Source organism: Alcanivorax sp. (assembly GCF_040119285.1).
Taxonomy (GTDB): Bacteria; Pseudomonadota; Gammaproteobacteria; order Pseudomonadales; family Alcanivoracaceae; genus Alcanivorax.
In genome coordinates this window covers 1-17,751 of the sequence record NZ_JBEDTY010000011.1, presented here as the reverse complement: position 1 = coordinate 17,751, position 17,751 = coordinate 1, and the positions used below count along the sequence as shown (strand labels likewise).

General features: G+C 54.6%; 17 protein-coding genes and 1 pseudogene. 9 read left to right on the top strand and 9 right to left on the bottom strand.

Going from position 1 to position 17,751, the window contains the following annotated elements; translation table 11 throughout:
* Positions 1-5: 5 nt before the first annotated feature.
* From ABNH10_RS03990 to ABNH10_RS03980, 3 genes are all read right to left on the bottom strand, one after another.
* Positions 6-1,382, bottom strand: coding sequence for a DUF8370 family protein (locus ABNH10_RS03990; protein ID WP_349384831.1), 1,377 nt, complete (start codon positions 1,380-1,382; stop codon positions 6-8).
* 1,238 nt (positions 1,383-2,620) lie between these two features.
* The gene (locus ABNH10_RS03985) at positions 2,621-3,271 is read right to left on the bottom strand and encodes an esterase/lipase family protein (RefSeq protein ID WP_035461182.1); all 651 of its coding nucleotides are present in this window, start codon (positions 3,269-3,271) and stop codon (positions 2,621-2,623) included.
* 82 nt (positions 3,272-3,353) lie between these two features.
* On the bottom strand, positions 3,354-4,481 hold the full coding sequence (locus ABNH10_RS03980) for an aminotransferase class V-fold PLP-dependent enzyme (protein ID WP_349384830.1): 1,128 nt from the start codon (positions 4,479-4,481) through the stop codon (positions 3,354-3,356).
* Between the two features lie 282 nt (positions 4,482-4,763).
* Between ABNH10_RS03980 and rsxA the strand changes: the two genes are divergently transcribed.
* The 7 genes from rsxA to ABNH10_RS03945 all read left to right on the top strand — a co-directional run bounded on the left by rsxA (position 4,764) and on the right by ABNH10_RS03945 (position 12,308).
* Entirely contained in the window at positions 4,764-5,348 is a 585-nt protein-coding gene (gene rsxA / locus ABNH10_RS03975) for an electron transport complex subunit RsxA (RefSeq protein ID WP_011588890.1), read from the top strand.
* The gene (gene rsxB / locus ABNH10_RS03970; RefSeq protein WP_011588891.1) at positions 5,345-5,929 is read left to right on the top strand and encodes an electron transport complex subunit RsxB; all 585 of its coding nucleotides are present in this window, start codon (positions 5,345-5,347) and stop codon (positions 5,927-5,929) included. Before rsxA ends, rsxB begins: the two co-directional genes overlap by 4 nt.
* A gap of 82 nt (positions 5,930-6,011) precedes the next feature.
* Positions 6,012-8,987, top strand: a complete 2,976-nt coding sequence (rsxC, locus tag ABNH10_RS03965; RefSeq protein ID WP_349384829.1) for an electron transport complex subunit RsxC — start codon at positions 6,012-6,014, stop codon at positions 8,985-8,987.
* 118 nt (positions 8,988-9,105) lie between these two features.
* Positions 9,106-10,134, top strand: coding sequence for an electron transport complex subunit RsxD (gene rsxD / locus ABNH10_RS03960; RefSeq protein ID WP_011588893.1), 1,029 nt, complete (start codon positions 9,106-9,108; stop codon positions 10,132-10,134).
* Positions 10,134-10,781, top strand: coding sequence for an electron transport complex subunit RsxG (gene rsxG / locus ABNH10_RS03955; protein ID WP_035461176.1), 648 nt, complete (start codon positions 10,134-10,136; stop codon positions 10,779-10,781). The genes rsxD and rsxG overlap by 1 nt, the downstream gene beginning before the upstream one ends.
* On the top strand, positions 10,774-11,487 hold the full coding sequence (locus ABNH10_RS03950; protein ID WP_035461174.1) for an electron transport complex subunit E: 714 nt from the start codon (positions 10,774-10,776) through the stop codon (positions 11,485-11,487). The genes rsxG and ABNH10_RS03950 overlap by 8 nt, the downstream gene beginning before the upstream one ends.
* 290 nt (positions 11,488-11,777) lie before the next feature.
* A complete protein-coding gene (locus ABNH10_RS03945; protein WP_011588896.1) occupies positions 11,778-12,308 on the top strand; it encodes a glycine zipper 2TM domain-containing protein in 531 nt (176 codons plus the stop codon).
* A gap of 84 nt (positions 12,309-12,392) precedes the next feature.
* On the opposite strand, the gene gltS is transcribed toward ABNH10_RS03945, so the two are convergent.
* Complete coding sequence (gltS, locus tag ABNH10_RS03940; RefSeq protein ID WP_011588897.1) at positions 12,393-13,577, bottom strand: sodium/glutamate symporter; 1,185 nt, start codon at positions 13,575-13,577, stop codon at positions 12,393-12,395.
* 115 nt (positions 13,578-13,692) lie between these two features.
* Between gltS and nth the strand changes: the two genes are divergently transcribed.
* The gene (nth, locus tag ABNH10_RS03935) at positions 13,693-14,331 is read left to right on the top strand and encodes an endonuclease III (RefSeq protein ID WP_011588898.1); all 639 of its coding nucleotides are present in this window, start codon (positions 13,693-13,695) and stop codon (positions 14,329-14,331) included.
* A gap of 127 nt (positions 14,332-14,458) precedes the next feature.
* Here nth and ABNH10_RS03930 read toward each other — a convergent pair whose 3' ends face one another.
* Positions 14,459-15,202, bottom strand: a complete 744-nt coding sequence (locus tag ABNH10_RS03930; RefSeq protein WP_011588899.1) for a dienelactone hydrolase family protein — start codon at positions 15,200-15,202, stop codon at positions 14,459-14,461.
* Positions 15,203-15,336: 134 nt separating this feature from the next.
* The gene (locus tag ABNH10_RS03925; RefSeq protein ID WP_349384828.1) at positions 15,337-15,963 is read right to left on the bottom strand and encodes an IMPACT family protein; all 627 of its coding nucleotides are present in this window, start codon (positions 15,961-15,963) and stop codon (positions 15,337-15,339) included.
* 26 nt (positions 15,964-15,989) lie between these two features.
* Between ABNH10_RS03925 and ABNH10_RS03920 the strand changes: the two genes are divergently transcribed.
* Entirely contained in the window at positions 15,990-16,283 is a 294-nt protein-coding gene (locus tag ABNH10_RS03920; RefSeq protein ID WP_349384827.1) for a hypothetical protein, read from the top strand.
* Between the two features lie 71 nt (positions 16,284-16,354).
* On the opposite strand, the gene ABNH10_RS03915 is transcribed toward ABNH10_RS03920, so the two are convergent.
* From ABNH10_RS03915 to ABNH10_RS03905, 3 genes and pseudogenes are all read right to left on the bottom strand, one after another.
* A complete protein-coding gene (locus ABNH10_RS03915) occupies positions 16,355-17,170 on the bottom strand; it encodes a YbaY family lipoprotein (protein ID WP_349384826.1) in 816 nt (271 codons plus the stop codon).
* A gap of 85 nt (positions 17,171-17,255) precedes the next feature.
* A pseudogene (locus ABNH10_RS03910) lies at positions 17,256-17,420 on the bottom strand (integrase core domain-containing protein); the annotation flags it as partial.
* A 208-nt stretch (positions 17,421-17,628) separates the two neighbouring features.
* A partial coding sequence (locus ABNH10_RS03905; protein ID WP_349384873.1) for a transposase occupies positions 17,629-17,751 on the bottom strand: 123 nt, incomplete at its 5' end.

Genomic DNA, 17,751 nt, shown 5'->3' with positions numbered 1-17,751 from the left:
TTCCTTTAAGATGGGCAAGAGCGCCTAAATTCAATATATTTTTTCTTCAGCACTTCGATGGGTGCGCGTTGTTTACTTTCATAAACATCAACCATTAACTTCAAGTCATCATCTGTTATTGCGATTATGCATTTTCTTTGAGATGACCATAAATCAATCGTATTTGTAAACATCGACTTAGGTAAGGGATTTCTTGTTAAAAACACCCCAAACCTACCAATATTGGATTGCATATATCGATTAAGCTGATTTATATGGTCGCGATCGATTTTCTGTACATTCTTCATTTCTATGACAAGCTGCCTGTTATCATATTCGGTGAATATTTCATCAAGAAAATCGACATCTCTGTTATTGTAAAATATCAAGTCACGAATATGGCGACCAGATTCGGTTCTGCTTTGTGTCTGTGCAAAATCTAAATGAGGGTAAAACAAGGTGGCTAAAAGATCCGCTGACAAATCCTCATACTTCATATCAGCCCCGTCTTCCTTGCCCGTATTTAACTTCAGCAGTTCGTTCAATTTCCTCTTGGCTGATAAGACTGGGATCTGACTAAATAGAGGGTCGTTTTGGCAGTCTCGAGCGGTCTTATCTTTATATTTAATGTATTCCTCAACAACCCCGTAATTTTCTCTGTTGAAATTTAGTACTTTTACTCGTTCTTCGGGTTCATTTGGGTTAAATATCTCATCTCTAGGGCAGTGTGATTTAAAGTAATCTTCAAAGTTAATCCACGGGTTAAATCTTAGCCAGCGCTTAGGGGTGAATATCAATGGCTCTCTGGTTCTAGGGTTTACGGGCAAAAATAGCTTTTGATTAAGATCGAATGAATTGCTTTGATAATTATATACTGAGTCAAGAATAACCCCCTCGGTGGGTATATTGTTAATTTCACATTGCTCAATTGTGTAATCAATTAAAAATGACTTTATATAGTTGCAGGCAATATCACTTATTCGATCTTTAGATATTCCAGAAATATATAGCTGAATCAATTCAAAATGTGTGAACCCAAATTGACTGTATTCCGGGATATCTCTAAATAGATTAAGAATTTCATTTGCTTGTTTAGAACCTATTTTTAGGCCTTTTCGGGTTTTAGACACACCAAGGCCAACTTCAGGACATTCTGATAGATTGACAAGCGTTTCAATAGCTTCGCTTTCCCGCCCCTTTTTGATCAGAAAGTTGAGGTGATTGAATGAATTAGTAATCGCAGTATGTAATGACTGATCTTGCATAGATGGCGACTTCCATAGTAAGAATGGATCGACATAAAGCGGGATGTCTTCGTCAAAAAACTGAATCGCAAAATCCAAGTCTGCCTGTGACTTATGTATGCCATGATGATCAGTTAATCTTGGTCGGAATATTTCCATATGCTCTCAGTTTGCTTTTCGCCTAACGCCTTGCGCAGCGGCGCGAGGAACGAGCGTCCGGCCCCGAAGGGGCGAACTGCCGCTACTTGTTATGTCTTTTGACTTGACGAGCAGCTTGCCACACATAAAGAACAAGCAAGGCAACCTGAGCGGCATAGTCATAAACACTTGTTTTCCAATGATCTGGATGGACATCACTTGGCTGAAATATAACTGTCGTTGCTATAAGGCACAAAAAAGCCAAAATCAGATAAACAAAGGTAGCAATGATCAATCTAGCCACAAGCAAAACTTTCATCCTCCCTGGACATAACAGCGTATTCACTCGAACGATTCGACATATCTTTTTTCGACATATTTCTTAACAGGCTACCGTATATAATTCCGATAAACCCATAACATTTAGCAACTTACCCAAGAGGTGAGAACTTTTCCCATCTGACAAAACTCGAACGAGCGGCCTATTTCCGGGGACTCCATGCACATTTAAGTCGCAATCCGAACTAAAGATCAATGACTTAGCGAATCTTGAGATATCACCTACACGCATTTCGCCCCATTCTGTTGAGCACGGGTTCCCATTGATTCGGCCTGGGGGAGCTGATTGCTCGTGAAGGAAAAGGAAACAAGGATCGAGTCACTGTACTTTCCAGCCAGTGACATGGGCGGCTGAGGCTTCAGATAAATATAGCCACCTGCTATTACAAGCAGTGAACAATTTCGGCGTCAGATATTGTGTTTTTCCCCTTGGGGCACGGGGCAAGACCTGCCCCTCGCGTGCTTTTGTATTTCCGAATCTTCTGCGCTTTTTTTTGCGTCTTATTTTCTGGATAAAACCAGCATGACAAGCTTGACCAGAAGATAAGATGAAAAGACAAGAAAAACCCAGAACGCAAAATATGGATAGATAGCCGGAGCAGCCAAATAATCGCATCCCTGCTGACATATGACAGCGTAATAAATGCCTGATAACAGGCACGTAATCCCTGAGCCAATAAGCCCAATGAAATACAGAAGTGGCTTTTTCAAGTTAAGCACCCATTAATGTAGCGTAATCAGAACCCTATAAGCGGTTCCCCCTAGCTCAACCGTTTCCCTATTAGCAGCCTGTTGTTGATGATGACCGACGAAACGGCCTGGCATAACAGCCCTTTGTGGTGCCATAGCCAAGTTGCTACACAGAGCTCAAAGCAAGGTTGCGTTGAAAGCAGGTCAACGCCAGTGATACTCGGGCTTTTCTACCCCTCAGGGGAAAACTGCCCCGTTTCCAAAAACACCTTTACCTGCTCAATCACCGCGCCGTTTCGCATCATGAACGGATGCGTCACCGGCAATACCAAATGATCCTGCATGCCTTCGACTTTGGTTCTTTCCACGGTGACTTTACCGTCATTGGGGCCGGGAAGTTGGGTGGAGAGCAGAAAATTGATGGTTTGGTTGCCGGCAATGACTCCCACCGGAAAATCCACTGGGCCAAGCTGGTTGGGGATGCTATCCGGGCCGGTGCCCATTTGGCTGCCGGCGGGGCCGTTGAACCACTGGAATGGCGCCCAGCTACCGAGGCGGTCGACGACTTCACTGCCCTGATTGGGTGGGCCGAGCATGACGGTTCTGCCCAGGCGTGGAATCGTATGTTGGCTGAGATACTGGCGCAGCAAAATGCCACCCATGGAGTGGGTGACAAAATGAACCGCCCCGTTGGGTGGGCATTTATTCAGTGCGGCGCGAAGGGTTTCAGCGGCAAGGGTTTGAATGTTCTTTTTGGTAGAAGGATAGCCCTGATTAACCACGGCATAACCGCTTTTCTCCAGGGCCGTTTCCATTTTCTTCATTGAATGGGCGGTTCTGGCCAACCCATGCAACAACACAACGCATTGCGGCTCGTCCATGCTTTCCTCCGCCTGTGCTGAAGGATTAACGAACACAGACGCCAGCAATACTGCCAGCGCCCCTACCCTGCCCGTGAAAAGGCTAGCCAATTTGATCCAGTGCGGTTTTGAGGCGGGCCACCGCCGCATCCACGTCGCCGAGTTTGTCCAAGCCAAACAGGCCAACACGGAAGGTTTTGAAGTCCGCCGGTTCGTCACACATAAGAGGCACACCGCCTGCGGTCTGCAGACCTTGCGCCACAAACGCCGCGCCACTTTTAATGCCATCGTCGCCGGTGTAGGACACCACCACACCGGGAGCTTCAAAGCCCGGTGCTGCCACGCTGGCAAAACCATGCTCAGCCATCAACGCACGGACTGCCTTGCCCAGCTGCCACTGTTGGGCTTTAACGGTGTCCAGGCCACGTTCCACGGTTTCCAGCATGGTGTCGCGGAAAGCGGTCAGCGCATCGGTGGGCATGGTGGCGTGGTAGGCATGGCCGCCGTTTTCATAGGCAATCATGATGTCGCGCCATTTACGCAGGTCGCAGGCAAAGCTGGTGCTGGTGGTCTCCTGCAGGCGCTTGTCGGCCTCTTCGCTGAGCATCACCAGTGCGCTGCACGGCGAGCTGCTCCAGCCTTTTTGTGGCGCGCTGATTAACACATCCACGCCGCACGCCTGCATATCCACCCAGATGGTGCCGGAGGCAATGCAGTCGAGCACGAACAGGCCACCCACGCTGTGCACTGCATCGGCCACCTGTTTGATGTAGTCATCGGGCAGAATAATGCCAGACGCCGTTTCCACATGAGGCGCAAACACCATGGCCGGTTTTTCAGCCTTAATCGCCGCGACCACGTCTTCAATAGGAGCCGGTGCAAACGCGGCTTGCGGCTGGTCATTAACCGGTGACGCCTTGAGCACGGTTTCTTTGGCGGGAATCTTGCCCATCTCGAAGATCTGGCTCCAGCGGAAGCTGAAGAAGCCATTGCGGATCACCAGGCAAGATTGATCGGTGGCAAACTGCCGGGCCACCGCTTCCATGCCATAGCTGCCGCCGCCGGGCACCACGGTCACCGAATGCGCGTTATAGACCTGCTTCAAGGTCGATGAGATATCCCGCATCACCTGCTGAAAGCGCTGTGACATATGGTTCAGGGAACGGTCGGTGAAAACCACGGAATATTCGAGCAGACCATCACGGTCAAAATCGCGGGGTAAAGCAGGCACAGGTTTCTCCCAATCAACAAGGTTAGGGGTACGGGGTCTTTCGTCTGTCTTGGATACTGGATTGCCCGCCCCACCGCAACCGTTTGCCCCCTCTGGGCGGCAAAATAGTGGCAAAAGCAGTTCAACTGCTTAAAAGACCACCAATGGTCTGTATCCCCCTGCCTATTAAGCTTATTCGCTATCATTCTTGAGCCAATACAGGCGCTGCCGCATACTATGCACCCTTAACGCCTTGTAAACATGGCGTTTACTCCTATTTTCGGCAAGCGAGCCTGCGATCACATGACTGAGTACGTCCTGATTCTGATCAGCGCTGTGCTGGTGAACAATTTCGTGCTGGTGCAGTTCCTTGGGCTGTGCCCATTCATGGGGGTCTCCAATAAAGTGGAGACCGCCATGGGTATGTCTTTGGCCACCACTTTCGTGCTGACCCTGTCTTCGGTGCTTGCCTACCTGACCTGGGCCTACATTCTGGTGCCCTTTGAACTGGAATACCTGCGCACCATCAGCTTTATTTTGGTGATCGCCGTGGCCGTGCAGTTCACCGAAATGTTTGTTAAGAAAGCCAGCCCCTTGCTGTACCGGGTGCTGGGCGTCTTTCTGCCCCTCATTACCTCTAACTGTGCCGTGCTGGGCGTGGCCCTGCTGAATGTTCGCCAGGAAGACGCCACCTTTATGTCGTCGCTGACCTATGGTTTCGGTGCCGCCATTGGTTTTTCCCTAGTACTGATTCTGTTTGCCGCCATGCGTGAGCGCATTGCCGTGGCCGATGTGCCCGAAGCTTTTCGCGGCCCCAGCATCGGCCTGATTACCGCTGGCTTGATGTCGCTGGCGTTCATGGGCTTTTCCGGGTTGATCAAGCTATGAGTGGTGTACTGATTGCTGTCGCCGCCCTGCTAGCCTTGGCCGCCGTGTTCGGTGCGGTGCTGGGTTTTGCCTCGGAAAAGTTCAAAGTGGAAGGCGACCCGATCGTCGACCAAATCGACTCGTTGCTGCCCCAAACCCAATGCGGCCAGTGCGGCCATCCGGGCTGTCGCCCCTACGCAGAAGCCATTGCTGAAGGCGAAGAGCACAACCGCTGCCCGCCAGGGGGGCAAGACACGGTTGTTGCGTTATCGGAACTGTTGGGCCGCGAAGAACTGACGCTGGATGATGAGGGTGCGGAAGACGCTAACGTGGCCAAGGTGGCCTACATCCGTGAAGACGAGTGTATTGGCTGCACCAAGTGCATCCAGGCCTGCCCGGTAGATGCCATTGTCGGCGCCGCCAAGCTGATGCACACCGTCATTGTGGATGAGTGCACCGGCTGCGACCTCTGCGTGGAGCCCTGCCCGGTGGATTGCATTGATATGCTGGAAGTGAAGCCCACCCTGCAAACCTGGGGCTGGCAGCGCCCGGCCGGGATTGGTGAACGCCCGGACAGCCGTATCGAGGTGGTGAATTTATGACACACCCGATACCTAACACCACGCGCATGATGCGGGTGCTTTGCCAACCTGCTCCGCTCGCCCATGGCGGGAGGTTTTTGCTATGAGTCAGGCCCAAACCGATAAAGCCCAGAAGCCCCGCTCGATTTTTGCCCGCCTGGCATCTGGCATGCGGCGCTCGGCGACTCCTGCTGGAAAGATTCATGACTTCCATGGCGGCATTCATCCGCCGGAAATGAAACACCTGTCCAACGGCACGCCCATTATGGCCGGCCCGCTGCCACAGCAGCTGGTGTTGCCGTTGAACATGCACATCGGCGCACCTGCCAAGCCATTGGTAGCACCCGGTGACAAGGTCCTTAAAGGGCAAATGATTGCCGAACCCGTCGGTGCGGTGAGCGCGGCCATTCATGCGCCCACCTCTGGCACGGTCAGCGCTATCGGCCCTCGCCCCATACAACACCCGTCAGGAATGGATGCAGTATGTATCGTCATCGATACCGATGGCGAAGACCAGTGGATTGAGCACCAAGGCGTTACCGATTTCACCGAAAAAAGCCCGGCGGAACTGGTCGATATAATTCGCCACGCGGGCATTGCCGGCATGGGCGGCGCCGGCTTCCCTACCAGCATCAAAGTTAACTTGGGCGACCACCAGCGCGTAGAGCAGCTGATCATCAATGCGGTGGAGTGCGAACCCTACATCACCGCCGACGACCGCCTGATGCGCGAACGTGCCGAGCAAATCGTTACTGGCATTCATATTCTTCAATACCTTCTCAATCCTCGCCGTACCTTAATCGGTATCGAGGACAACAAGCCCGAGGCCATTTCCGCGATCAAGCGGGCCTGCAAAGGCTGCGATATTGAAGTGCGCGTGGTGCCCACCAAATACCCCTCCGGCGGTGAGAAGCAGCTAATCCAGTTGCTCACCGGCAAGGAAGTGGCCAGTGGCCAATTGCCTGCCCAGGTGGGCGTGGTATGCCAAAACGTGGGCACGGCCTATGCCGTTAAACGGGCCGTGTGTGATGGCGAGCCGCTGATATCGCGGGTCACCACCCTCACTGGCGATGGCGTCAGCCAGCCCGGTAATTACGAGGTGCTGCTGGGCACCCCGGTGCGCGATTTACTGGCCTATGGCAACTTGGCTGGCCTGGAGATTGGCCGTTTGGTCATGGGTGGGCCAATGATGGGCTTCACCCTGCACAACCCGGCTGTGCCGGTGGTCAAAACCACCAACTGCATTATTGCTGCCAGCCCGGAAGAGCTGCCGGAACCGCCACCGGAACAACCCTGTATTCGCTGTGGTTCCTGCGCGGAAGTGTGCCCAGCCAACCTGCTGCCCCAGCAACTGTACTGGCACGCCAAGAATGACGACCTGGAAAAAGCACAGCATCACAACCTGATGGACTGCATCGAATGCGGTGCCTGTGCCTATGTATGCCCCAGCCATATTCCCTTGGTGCAGTACTACCGCTACGCCAAGGCCGAAGTTCGCCAACAGGCCGCAGACCAGCTAAAAGCCGACAAGGCTCGCCAGCGCTTCGAAGCCCGGCAGGCTCGCATCGAGCACGAACAGGCAGAAAAAGAAGCCCGTCGCCAAGCGCGCCTGGAAGCCAATCGCAAGAAGAAGGAAACCGGCCCGGCCGCCGCCAGTTCCGTGGATGTGGCCGCCCTGAAACAGGCGTCACTGGATGCCTCAAAAGCCTACAAAGCCGCAGTGAAAGCGGCCAAGGCCGCAGAGGCCGATGGCGCAGACAACGTGGCCGAACTGAAAGCCCAGGCGGAAAACCTAAAAGCCGTGGCCGACCAGGCCAAAGCGGCAGTGCGTGATGCCAAAGACGGCGCCCCCGTTGCGGCAGCCCCGGCAGAAGATACGGTGGCCAAACTCAAGAAGCAGGTCGGCGAGGCCTCCAGCGCGTACAAGGCGGCAGTGAAAGCCGCCAAAGCAGCGGAAGCCGAAGGCGCAGACAATGTGGCAGAATTGAAAGCCCAGGCAGACACACTGAAAGCCGCCGCCGACGCACTCAAGGCTGAGCTGCGCGATGCCAAAGCCAATGCACCAGCGGCCAGCGCACCGGCCACACAGGTAGACCCGGTTGCCGAGTTGAAGAAACAGGTCGGTGAAGCCTCCTCCGCTTACAAGGCCGCAGTGAAAGCGGCCAAACAGGCCGATGAGAACGGCGACGATAACGCTGCCGAACTCCGCGCCGAAGCAGACCGGTTGAAAGCCATTGCCGACCAACTGAAAGCCGAGCTCCGTGACGCCAAGGCCAGCGCGCCAGCCACCACTGCGCCTGTAACTGCGCCCGCCACAGCTAAAATCGACCCGGTAACAGCGCTGAAGCAACAGGTTGGCGAAGCCTCCATGGCCTACAAGGCGGCGGTAAAAACAGCCAAGCAGGCCGATGAAGAGGGCGCCGATAACGTGGCCGAGCTTCGCGCCGAGGCAGACCGCCTAAAAGCTATCGCGGATCAGCTAAAAGCCGACCTACGCGATGCCAAAGCCGCCGCGCCCACTGTACCCGCACCTACGCCAACGCCCGCAGCAGCCCCGCCGGCGGCCACCGACCGCCCTGCGGTTCCGGAAGAACAGGCGCCGCAGTCGTTGACTGAAGTCGACCCGGAACAGGCGGCCAAACGGCAGAAACGCCTTAAGGGCTTAAAAACCGCCTATAACATAGCGCACAAGCAATACAAGGAAGCCCACGCTGCCTTCGAACGGGCCGAGCGCAACGAAACCGCCAGCGCCGACGAACTCAGCGCTATGCAGGGCAAAATCGACAAACTCAAAGCCAAGGCGGACAACGCCCGTGATGCACTGGATGCTCTGATCGAAGAAGCCAAGGCCGACATTCGTGCCCATACCGGCAAAGACCTGAAAACCCTGAAACTGGAAGCCGCCCGCGCAGAAAGTGCTCTGGCAGACAAACAGCAGGAACTGGAACAGCAACGCAGCAGTGCGTCGGAAGACACCCTTGAAGCGCTAAGCTCGGAACTTCAGGCGCTGGAAAGCGAAACCCAGATTGCCCGCAAGGCGCTCAAGCAAGCGCTAGAAGAACAAGGATTGGCAGAATGAATATAACCCTGACGCCGGATGCAGGCTCCCAGGCGCTGACCTTCTGCAGGAGCGTCGCTGGCAGCGCGATTCTCGCGCCCTCAATATCGGCGCGTTCGGCCACACATGGGATATATCAATGAGCCTGATTACCTCAACGTCACCCCATGCCACGGTGAAAAACAACACCGGCGCGTTTATGCGCCAGGTGATCTACGCCACCCTGCCCGGCCTTGCCGTGCTGACTTGGCAGTTTGGCTGGGGGTCGGTGATCAACGTGCTCTGGGCGGTGATTGTTGCGCTGGTCAGTGAAGCGTTATTCCTAAAAGCCCGTGGCCGCAATATCGCCTTCTACCTGAAAGACTACAGTGCGGTGGTGACTGCGGTACTGCTTGGTTTAGCGTTGCCGCCCACCGCCCCCTGGTGGCTCACCCTGGTGGGTGTCAGCTTTGCCATCATCGTAGCCAAGCAGCTATACGGCGGCCTGGGCATGAACCCCTTCAACCCGGCCATGGTCGGCTATGTGCTGCTGCTCATTTCCTTCCCGGTGGCCATGACTCAATGGCTGGCGCCCGGCGAACCGTTATCGTTGCTGCAAAGCTGGCAGCTGTTTACCGGGCAACTACCGGTGGACGGGCTCAGCGGTGCCACCCCACTAGACACCTTCCGCACCGTCCACAGTGCCGGGGCAAGCAGCGAGATAGAGCTGGCCAGCCACAGTATTCTGCATGGCCAGTTTGCCGGGCTGGGTTGGGAATGGGTCAACCTGGCATTCCTGCTCGGCGGCCTGTATCTCATTAGCCGCAAAATCATCACCTGGCACATTCCTGCTGGCTTTCTCGCAGGCCTAGGCTTACCGGCTCTGCTTGCCTGGTTGATTGATCCGGTCCGCTTTGCCGACCCGCTCTTTCAGCTGTTTTCTGGTGGCGCCATGCTGGGGGCATTCTTTATCGCCACCGACCCGGTCAGTGCCGCCACCAGCCGCATGGGCCGGCTGGTTTATGCCTTGCTGATCGGCGTGCTGATCTGGGTGATTCGCACCTTTGGCGGCTACCCGGACGCGGTGGCATTTTCGGTATTGCTGCTCAACCTGTCCGCCCCCTTCATTGATTACTACACTCAGCCACGGACCTACGGGCATAAGTCATCCAACCGAGGGACCAACTGATGATGCGCTATGCCATCACCAAGAACGCGGTGATCCTCGGGCTGTTTGCCATTGGCACCGCCGCCACCCTGGCCATTACCAATGAAGCCACATTAGATCAGGTGCGCTGCAACAAGCAGCAAGCGCTGATGACCTCATTGAATCAGGTGATGCCTCATCATCAGCACGACAACGACTTGCTTGCCGACCGCATCACCGTGAACGATCCCCTGCTGGGCCGCAGCGAGCAGCACCTATACCGTGCCCGGCTTAATGGCGAGAACAGCGGTGCCGTTCTGGAAGCCACCGCCCCGGATGGCTACGGCGGCGCCATTGCCTTGATTGTCGGCGTGGATACCCAAGGCCAAGTGCAAGGCGTGCGCGTGGTGCCGCCTCACAATGAAACCCCGGGTTTGGGGGACAGTATCGAAACCAAAAAGTCTGACTGGATTCTTGGCTTCAATGGCCATTCTCTGGGCAACCCAGAGGCGGCAGGCTGGGCCGTAAAGAAAGACGGCGGCGAGTTCGACAGCTTTACCGGCGCCACCATTACCCCCCGTGCGGTAGTCGGCGCCGTGCACCGCGCGCTACAGTACTTCTCGGCTAACCAGAACCACGTCTTCAGCGCCCCTGCAGACACCACCCCGGTGGAGACCTGTGATGAGTGATGTGAACTACAAAAAGATCAGCATGGACGGCTTGTGGAATAACAACCCGGCCACCGTGCAGATTCTCGGCCTGTGCCCTTTGCTGGCAGTTACCGGGTCCGTGGTCAACGCCATGGGCCTGGGCCTGGCAACGCTGGTGGTGCTGATGGGCTCCAACGCCTGCGTATCACTGATTCGTCATTACGTTACCGATGCTGTGCGCCTGCCTGCCTTCGTAATGATCATCGCGGCCATGGTAACCGTGATCGAAATGCTGATGCAGGCTTACACCTTTGAGCTGTATGAAATCCTCGGCATTTTCATTCCGCTGATCGTAACCAACTGCACCGTGCTGGGCCGCGCCGATGCCTTCGCCAGTAAAAATGCGGTTCTGCCCGCTATGGTGGACGGCGTGATGATGGGCATGGGCTTTTTGGTGATCTTGCTGATTCTCGGTGGCATGCGCGAACTGGTAGGCCAAGGCACACTGTTCAGCAACATGCAGCTGCTCTTCGGCCCCATGGCTGCCCATTGGGAGCTCACGGTCATCGATAACTACGGCGGTTTCCTGCTCGCCATCTTGCCGCCCGGCGCCTTCCTTGGGTTAGGGCTGATCATCGCGGGTAAAAACGTCATCGACAAGCGCATCAAAGAAGTCCAGAAACGCAAAGCCAGCGACGAACCTAAAACCAGCCGTCGGGTGCGCACCACCGGAAAAGTCGGCTAGCCAAGCCTGTCGCCTTCTCGCCCTCCTACGCCCTCTTCGTAGGAGCGGCTCAACCAACAAAAGTGGCCACCAAAACCTCAATGGTGCCGCGCGCATTTCCTATGACCTCTTCTTCATATAAAAAAATGAAGAAGAGGTCATCATGCTCATTTATTTGCTGTGCATGTAAATATTTTTACTCTGTTGAACAGCACAATTCACATTCTTTTGCACTTGTTGCGGACCACACAGCGAACATTTTCACTGCTACTGAATCATAATGAACACAACTAACAAATAAGGAGTCAGCCATGAAAAGCGCAGCAATTGCCACCTTAAGTATTGTGGGTGCCGTGGCCATCGCGGGTGTGGGCTATGGGGCTTATCAGGCCGTTACCCCACAAAAATCAGGCTATGCCAAAGTGCTCAATGTAGAACCCATTGTGAAAAGCTGGCAAGAACCCCGTGAGGTTTGCCAGCAAGTGAGTGTAGAGCGCAAAAAACCGGTCAAAGACCAACACCGGGTCACCGGTAGTGTGGTTGGTGCCGTTATCGGCGGCGTTGTGGGCCACCAGTTTGGCGGCGGCAGCGGTAAAGATGCCGCCACCGCAGGTGGTGCCATTGCCGGCGGTGTGGCTGGCAACCAGATCCAAAAAGGAATGCAGGAAAAAAACACTTACACTGCAACAGAGCAGCGTTGCAACACGGTAATGGAAAACAAAAGCCGGACCGAAGGCTATGACGTGACCTATACCTTCAATGACAACGAACAGACCATTCGCATGGACAAGAAACCCGGCGAACGGCTCCGCATTGAAGATGGCGACGTGGTCACGCAATAACGCCAACTACGCAAAAAGAAGCCCGCATTAGCGGGCTTCTTTTTTTGGGCTTTCTGCACATAGCAGTGCGCTGTCTGCAGGCCATCATCCCGACAACATCGATACAAACGTTTGAATGATAGTGGCATTAGCAATATCCACGATAAAGCCCCCCACCACCGGTACGATAATAAACGCCAACGGTGAGGGGCCATGATGCTGTGTCACAGATTGAATATTCGCCACCGCGGTTGGTGTTGCCCCCATGGCAAAACCACAGTGGCCTGCACAGAGCACTGCCGAATCGTAGTTACGCCCCATCAGGCGGAAGGTGACAAAGGTAATGAAGGCCAACGCCAACAGCACCTGTCCGATCAGCATTGCCAACATCGGCAAAGCCAGATCCACTAACTGCAACAGCTGCAAACTCATCAGCGTGATTGCCAGAAAAATTCCCAACGCCGTATTGCCCACCACATCAATGGTGGCATCATTGACCTTCCATAGACGGCGCGCAGTATTGCCCAGCAGGATGCACACGAACAACACCCAGACAAACGTCGGCAAGCGGAACACAGAGGCAAACGTTTCTGCCGCCGCTTTACCGACAACAACGCCGATGGAAAGTAACATTAAAATCCGAATCACACTGCCTGCGGAAATAGGGTGTGGTTTCTCTGCCTTGTCGTAGGCTGAGGCATCTTCAGCGGCCCCATGGGCAGGAGCCGCGAGCCGATAACGGCGAATCAAAAACATGGCCAGCGGACCGCCCAGCAAGGCCCCAAATATCAGACCAAAGGTGGCTGATGCTGCCGCCAGCTCCGACACCCCGGTTAACCCAAAATCTTTTTCGAACACCCCGGCCCAAGCTGCGCCGGTACCGTGGCCCCCGGTCATGGTCACCGAGCCACCGATCAACCCGTAGTAAGGCTCTAGGCCCAAGATCTTGGCCATGCCAACCCCGGCCAGATCTTGCAGTGCCACCAATACGATCACTAACACCGCAAACAACAACATGGCCCAGCCACCTTGCTTCAGCAGACGAAAATCTGCAGCTAGGCCCACCGCCCCAAAGAAAAAAAGCATGGAGGGTATCTTCATGCTTTCATCGAACGTTAGGGAAAGCCCACCAAGCTGAAGCCCGGTCACAATGATGGTTGCTAACAAACCGCCCACCACCGGTTCCGGCATATTCAACCGGGAAAGGATGGACACCCGGTGCACCAGCCACTGACCTGACCCAAGAACCAACAAGGCGATCATCAGGGTTTCCATGGCGGAAAACTGCATCTAACTCTCCTTTTTGATCCGTCTATCCGGACCTGACACACCACCGTTCACAGGGGTTACCCCTCACAGTAGCCACTTGATTCGCTATACTGCCTCGCGAACACAGGAAGATGATATGAATCGCGAAAAACGTACTGAAATTTTTTCTCGTCTGCGTGCCCAGAATCCACACCCGACCACCGAACTGGAATACCAGTCGGATTTCGAGCTACTGGTTGCCGTGGTGCTCTCAGCCCAGGCCACGGATGTGGGCGTTAACAAAGCCACCGCGCGGCTATATCCGGTGGCGAATACGCCAGAGGCGATTTTCGCTCTAGGTGTAGATGGGCTCAAAGAGTACATCAAGACCATCGGCCTGTTTAATTCCAAGGCCGAAAACATCATTCAACTGTGTAAAATATTGATCGAACAGCATGAGAGCCAGGTACCCCGCACCCGTGAAGAGCTAGAAGCCCTTCCCGGTGTTGGCCGCAAAACCGCCAACGTGGTGCTTAATACTGCCTTCGGCTACCCCACCATGGCCGTGGACACCCACATCTTCCGCGTCTCCAACCGCACCCGCATTGCTCCGGGTAAAAATGTGCTGGAGGTAGAAAAACGCCTAGTGCGGCTGGTGCCGGAGGAGTTTCTACGTGACGCCCATCACTGGCTAATTCTGCATGGCCGCTATGTGTGCACCGCCCGTAAACCCAAGTGCGGAGAATGCTTGATCGCTGATCTATGCGAGTTTCCGCCTCGCCAGCGGCCTAGCTAACGGAGCATGGTGAGCCCCGCCATTAGCCGCCGGCTGCCCTCTTATAGTTAAAGGCTCAGCCGTATCGGATCCTGCCCGCGTTGCTTCGCTTTCGGCAGCAAAGGCACGGGGCTTGTCTGGCTAAGCCTTAAGCGGTGGCATCCAACTCACCGCTGAATACCTTCTCAAAAAAAGCCAACACGCGCTGCCAACTATCTTCCGAAGCCCCTGCATCAAACTTCGACCGAAGCGGCGGTAACGGCCCTAGCTTCTTAAAGGTGAAGGTCTGGTGGTCATTCATGAACGAATGCCCCACATCGTCATAGCTGCGAATATCATGCGGCACTCCCAGCGATTCCATATGGCTGGCCAGTCGTTCACCATGATCACCGAACAGCATATCTTGCTTGCCCCAACCACCCACCGCAGGGCAAATACCACGTAACGTCTCGGCCTTTTTCGGAATACCACCATAGAAAGGAGCGACGACCTGCACCGGCGCCTGGCTGGCATAGAGCACGGCGAAACGCCCCCCCATACAAAAGCCCATAACACCCACCTGGGATACCGGCTCATCCGTCTGCGCTAGCAACCATTTACGGCAAGCCTCCAGCTGAACAAACGCGGTTCCTTTGCCGGTTTCATGGGCCTTAAGGGTTTTCACCACACACAGTGCCTTACTGCCAGGCAAGTCATAGAGATCGGGCACCAGCACCGGATAACCGTTATCCGCCAAACGCGTGGCAATACGCTCAATGTCATCGGTATAGCCAAAAATATCGTGGATGGCGATCACTGCCGCCTTATGTGGCTGGGGGCCTGCTGGCCGCAGCCAGCGAGCGCGCATTACATGCCCGTCAGGAAGGGCAATCCCTACCGGTTGATTCGTCATGGAGCATCCTCATTATTGGGGTACATTACCCGGTAGCGTAGCGCGAAATACGGCCAGGGAAAGCGGCTCTTGCTGAATTGGCCCAACCGGCCCTAAGTGAAAAGTGAAAGACGCTATCGAAACACAACAGGCTGCTACGGGCGTGTCACTGCTATTTGCTCGGCTGCACACAAAGCACGCAAATCATCTTGGTCTGTAACTTGGCAGGTCAGCGTGATACTCACGTGCTCGCCATATGTCACCTCCCCCAGCTGTGCTGCATGCTGTTCGGCCCAGAGCCGTATCCGCTGTTCCAGAGCAAACGGCACCGCCAGCGTTAGCGTCACCTGCCGCGTGTGCTCCACCCGCTCCACTTCTGACAGCACAGCTTGTGCCGCAGCGCCGTAGGCTCGCACCAAGCCACCGGCACCAAGTTTTACCCCGCCAAAATAACGAATCACCACCACCAGCACATCGCTTATACCCTTGTGCTGAATCACATTAAAAATGGGCTTCCCTGCCGTACCCGAAGGCTCGCCATCATCATTCATGGCCGCTTGAGCAGAGGCCGGGCTGCCCAGCAAATAGGCGTAACAATGGTGGGTTGCATCCGGGTACCGACGACGAGCCTCATCCACTATTGCCATGGCCTCTGCTCGCCGGGTTACCGGCCTCAACCAAGCGATGAAACGGCTTTTATTGATGACGATTTCACAATCAATCGGCGATGCGGGAACGGGATAACCGTCGATGTTGGGCCTCCGGGCAAAGATGGGACACAAGCGGCTATGATAAGGTAGTTTCTTCTATGACCGAACCTTTGATCACCATGAGCATGCGCCAACACAAAAACCCGGACAGCCTACGCCGGCGCCAGCAACTCGCCATCTTCATGGCGCTATTGGTCAGTGGCATTATGTTCGCGCCCCTGACTCTCGCGCTTTATAACGATGGCAGCGTACTTTTTCTTATTCTGGGTTTGCTGCTTTGGCTAGGGGTGGGTCGATTTATCTATCACCTGCTGGCCCCCGCAACGCAAACCCACACCACAAAGGCAGCCGGCACGGCAACACCAAAAAAAGATGTAAAGCCTCCACAATAAGCATGCTTCAGCTGAAGCAGTGGTAACAGCGTCTCAACAAGCTATCTACTCAATGTCCAGTCTGAGTCGGGTTACAGATCCTGCCCACACCCACTGTATAAGGTGTCATTACGGGTTACCTTCACGGTATAAGGATAGGATTCTCCGCTCATCGCATCCCCACAATCCTGCTCGCTAATTTCCACTTTTAACGCACCAGTTTCGCTGCTCGCCATGTAAATGGTTTCCGTTCCTTCCGTTTTTGCGCCTGGGTTGGCCGTTGTCAGACTGTTGTCCCCGTAATTCCACACAAAAACTAGCCGCGTTTGCGGATAAATCGCAAGCTGCCAACGTGGTTCGTCACCCGCCGCCCAAAAAGTTGCCCCGCCGGCTTTAGCTTCCGCTTGGTTGGTGGCTGGCTGAGCCTGAGCATCTTCTGCGACACGCTGCAGCATTACGGTGACATTCTGTTGCGCATCTTTGTCGCCTAGTTCCACCGTATGCCGCTGAGCGGTTGTCCAGAGCAGGCGCCCATCGCCGCCCCGAACCTCCGCACGCACCGCATAGGCAATGGCATCGCTGTTATCCGCAAAAGATTTGTCATAACGCAAAGTAAAGGGAACCGGCACATTGCCCGGGTTATCAATCGTTTGTTCAGCGATCATTCTTGCCGGTGCCTCCGCCCTCGAAACATCCGCCAACGTTACCGTGACCGTTGCCTCAGGCGGCATCGCCATTCGTTCGCGATACATGACCTTACCGCTCAATACGCGGTGCTGGCCATTTTCCTGTTTTGTTTGATCACCCGACAAACGTTGCGAGTCTGGGGCTGGCTGATCACAACCAGTAAGAGCTAAAACCGCCCCCAACATTAATGAAGGGAACAGAGCATAGGTCTTGGTCATCATGAGCTTATCCTAAAGTTGGGCTTCATCATCAGACACAACAGCGCAAGCCCAGTTCCGCCGCAACTCTCACTGTCCACTCCCCCCTTTAGTGAGACAGTCCTAAACTAGAGTTCTCCACTTTCTGGCGATACACCGCTGGCGGTATGTCGCCCAGGCTTTCATGCGGCCGCTCGTCGTTGTAATCCAGCATCCATAGCCACGCCATTTCCCGAACCTGCCCCAGACTCTCGAACAGATAGGCGTCAACAAAGCAGCAAGGCGTTAGGCTTCCCATTTCGCACACAGGCTACCCGAGATGTCTCCAAGCAATAATCAACATGGCTGATATTTTTTATCCTGGCTGGACCGCACTATCATTGTAAAGATGTGCGTGCCCCCTGTTGTTGCACCTCTTCAATTGATGCGTGTCTCTTATTATTGAATACGAACAAGTGCTCGATTCACCGCTTTTCTATGGTTCATCGCGGAATTCCGGGAAAAGCGGCTTTGATCTTCATGAAGAAGTAGTCGTTATCCCGGAAGCCGTACGCCATCCTCTTGATGACCTTGATCCTGTTGTTCATTCCTTCAAGCACGCTGGT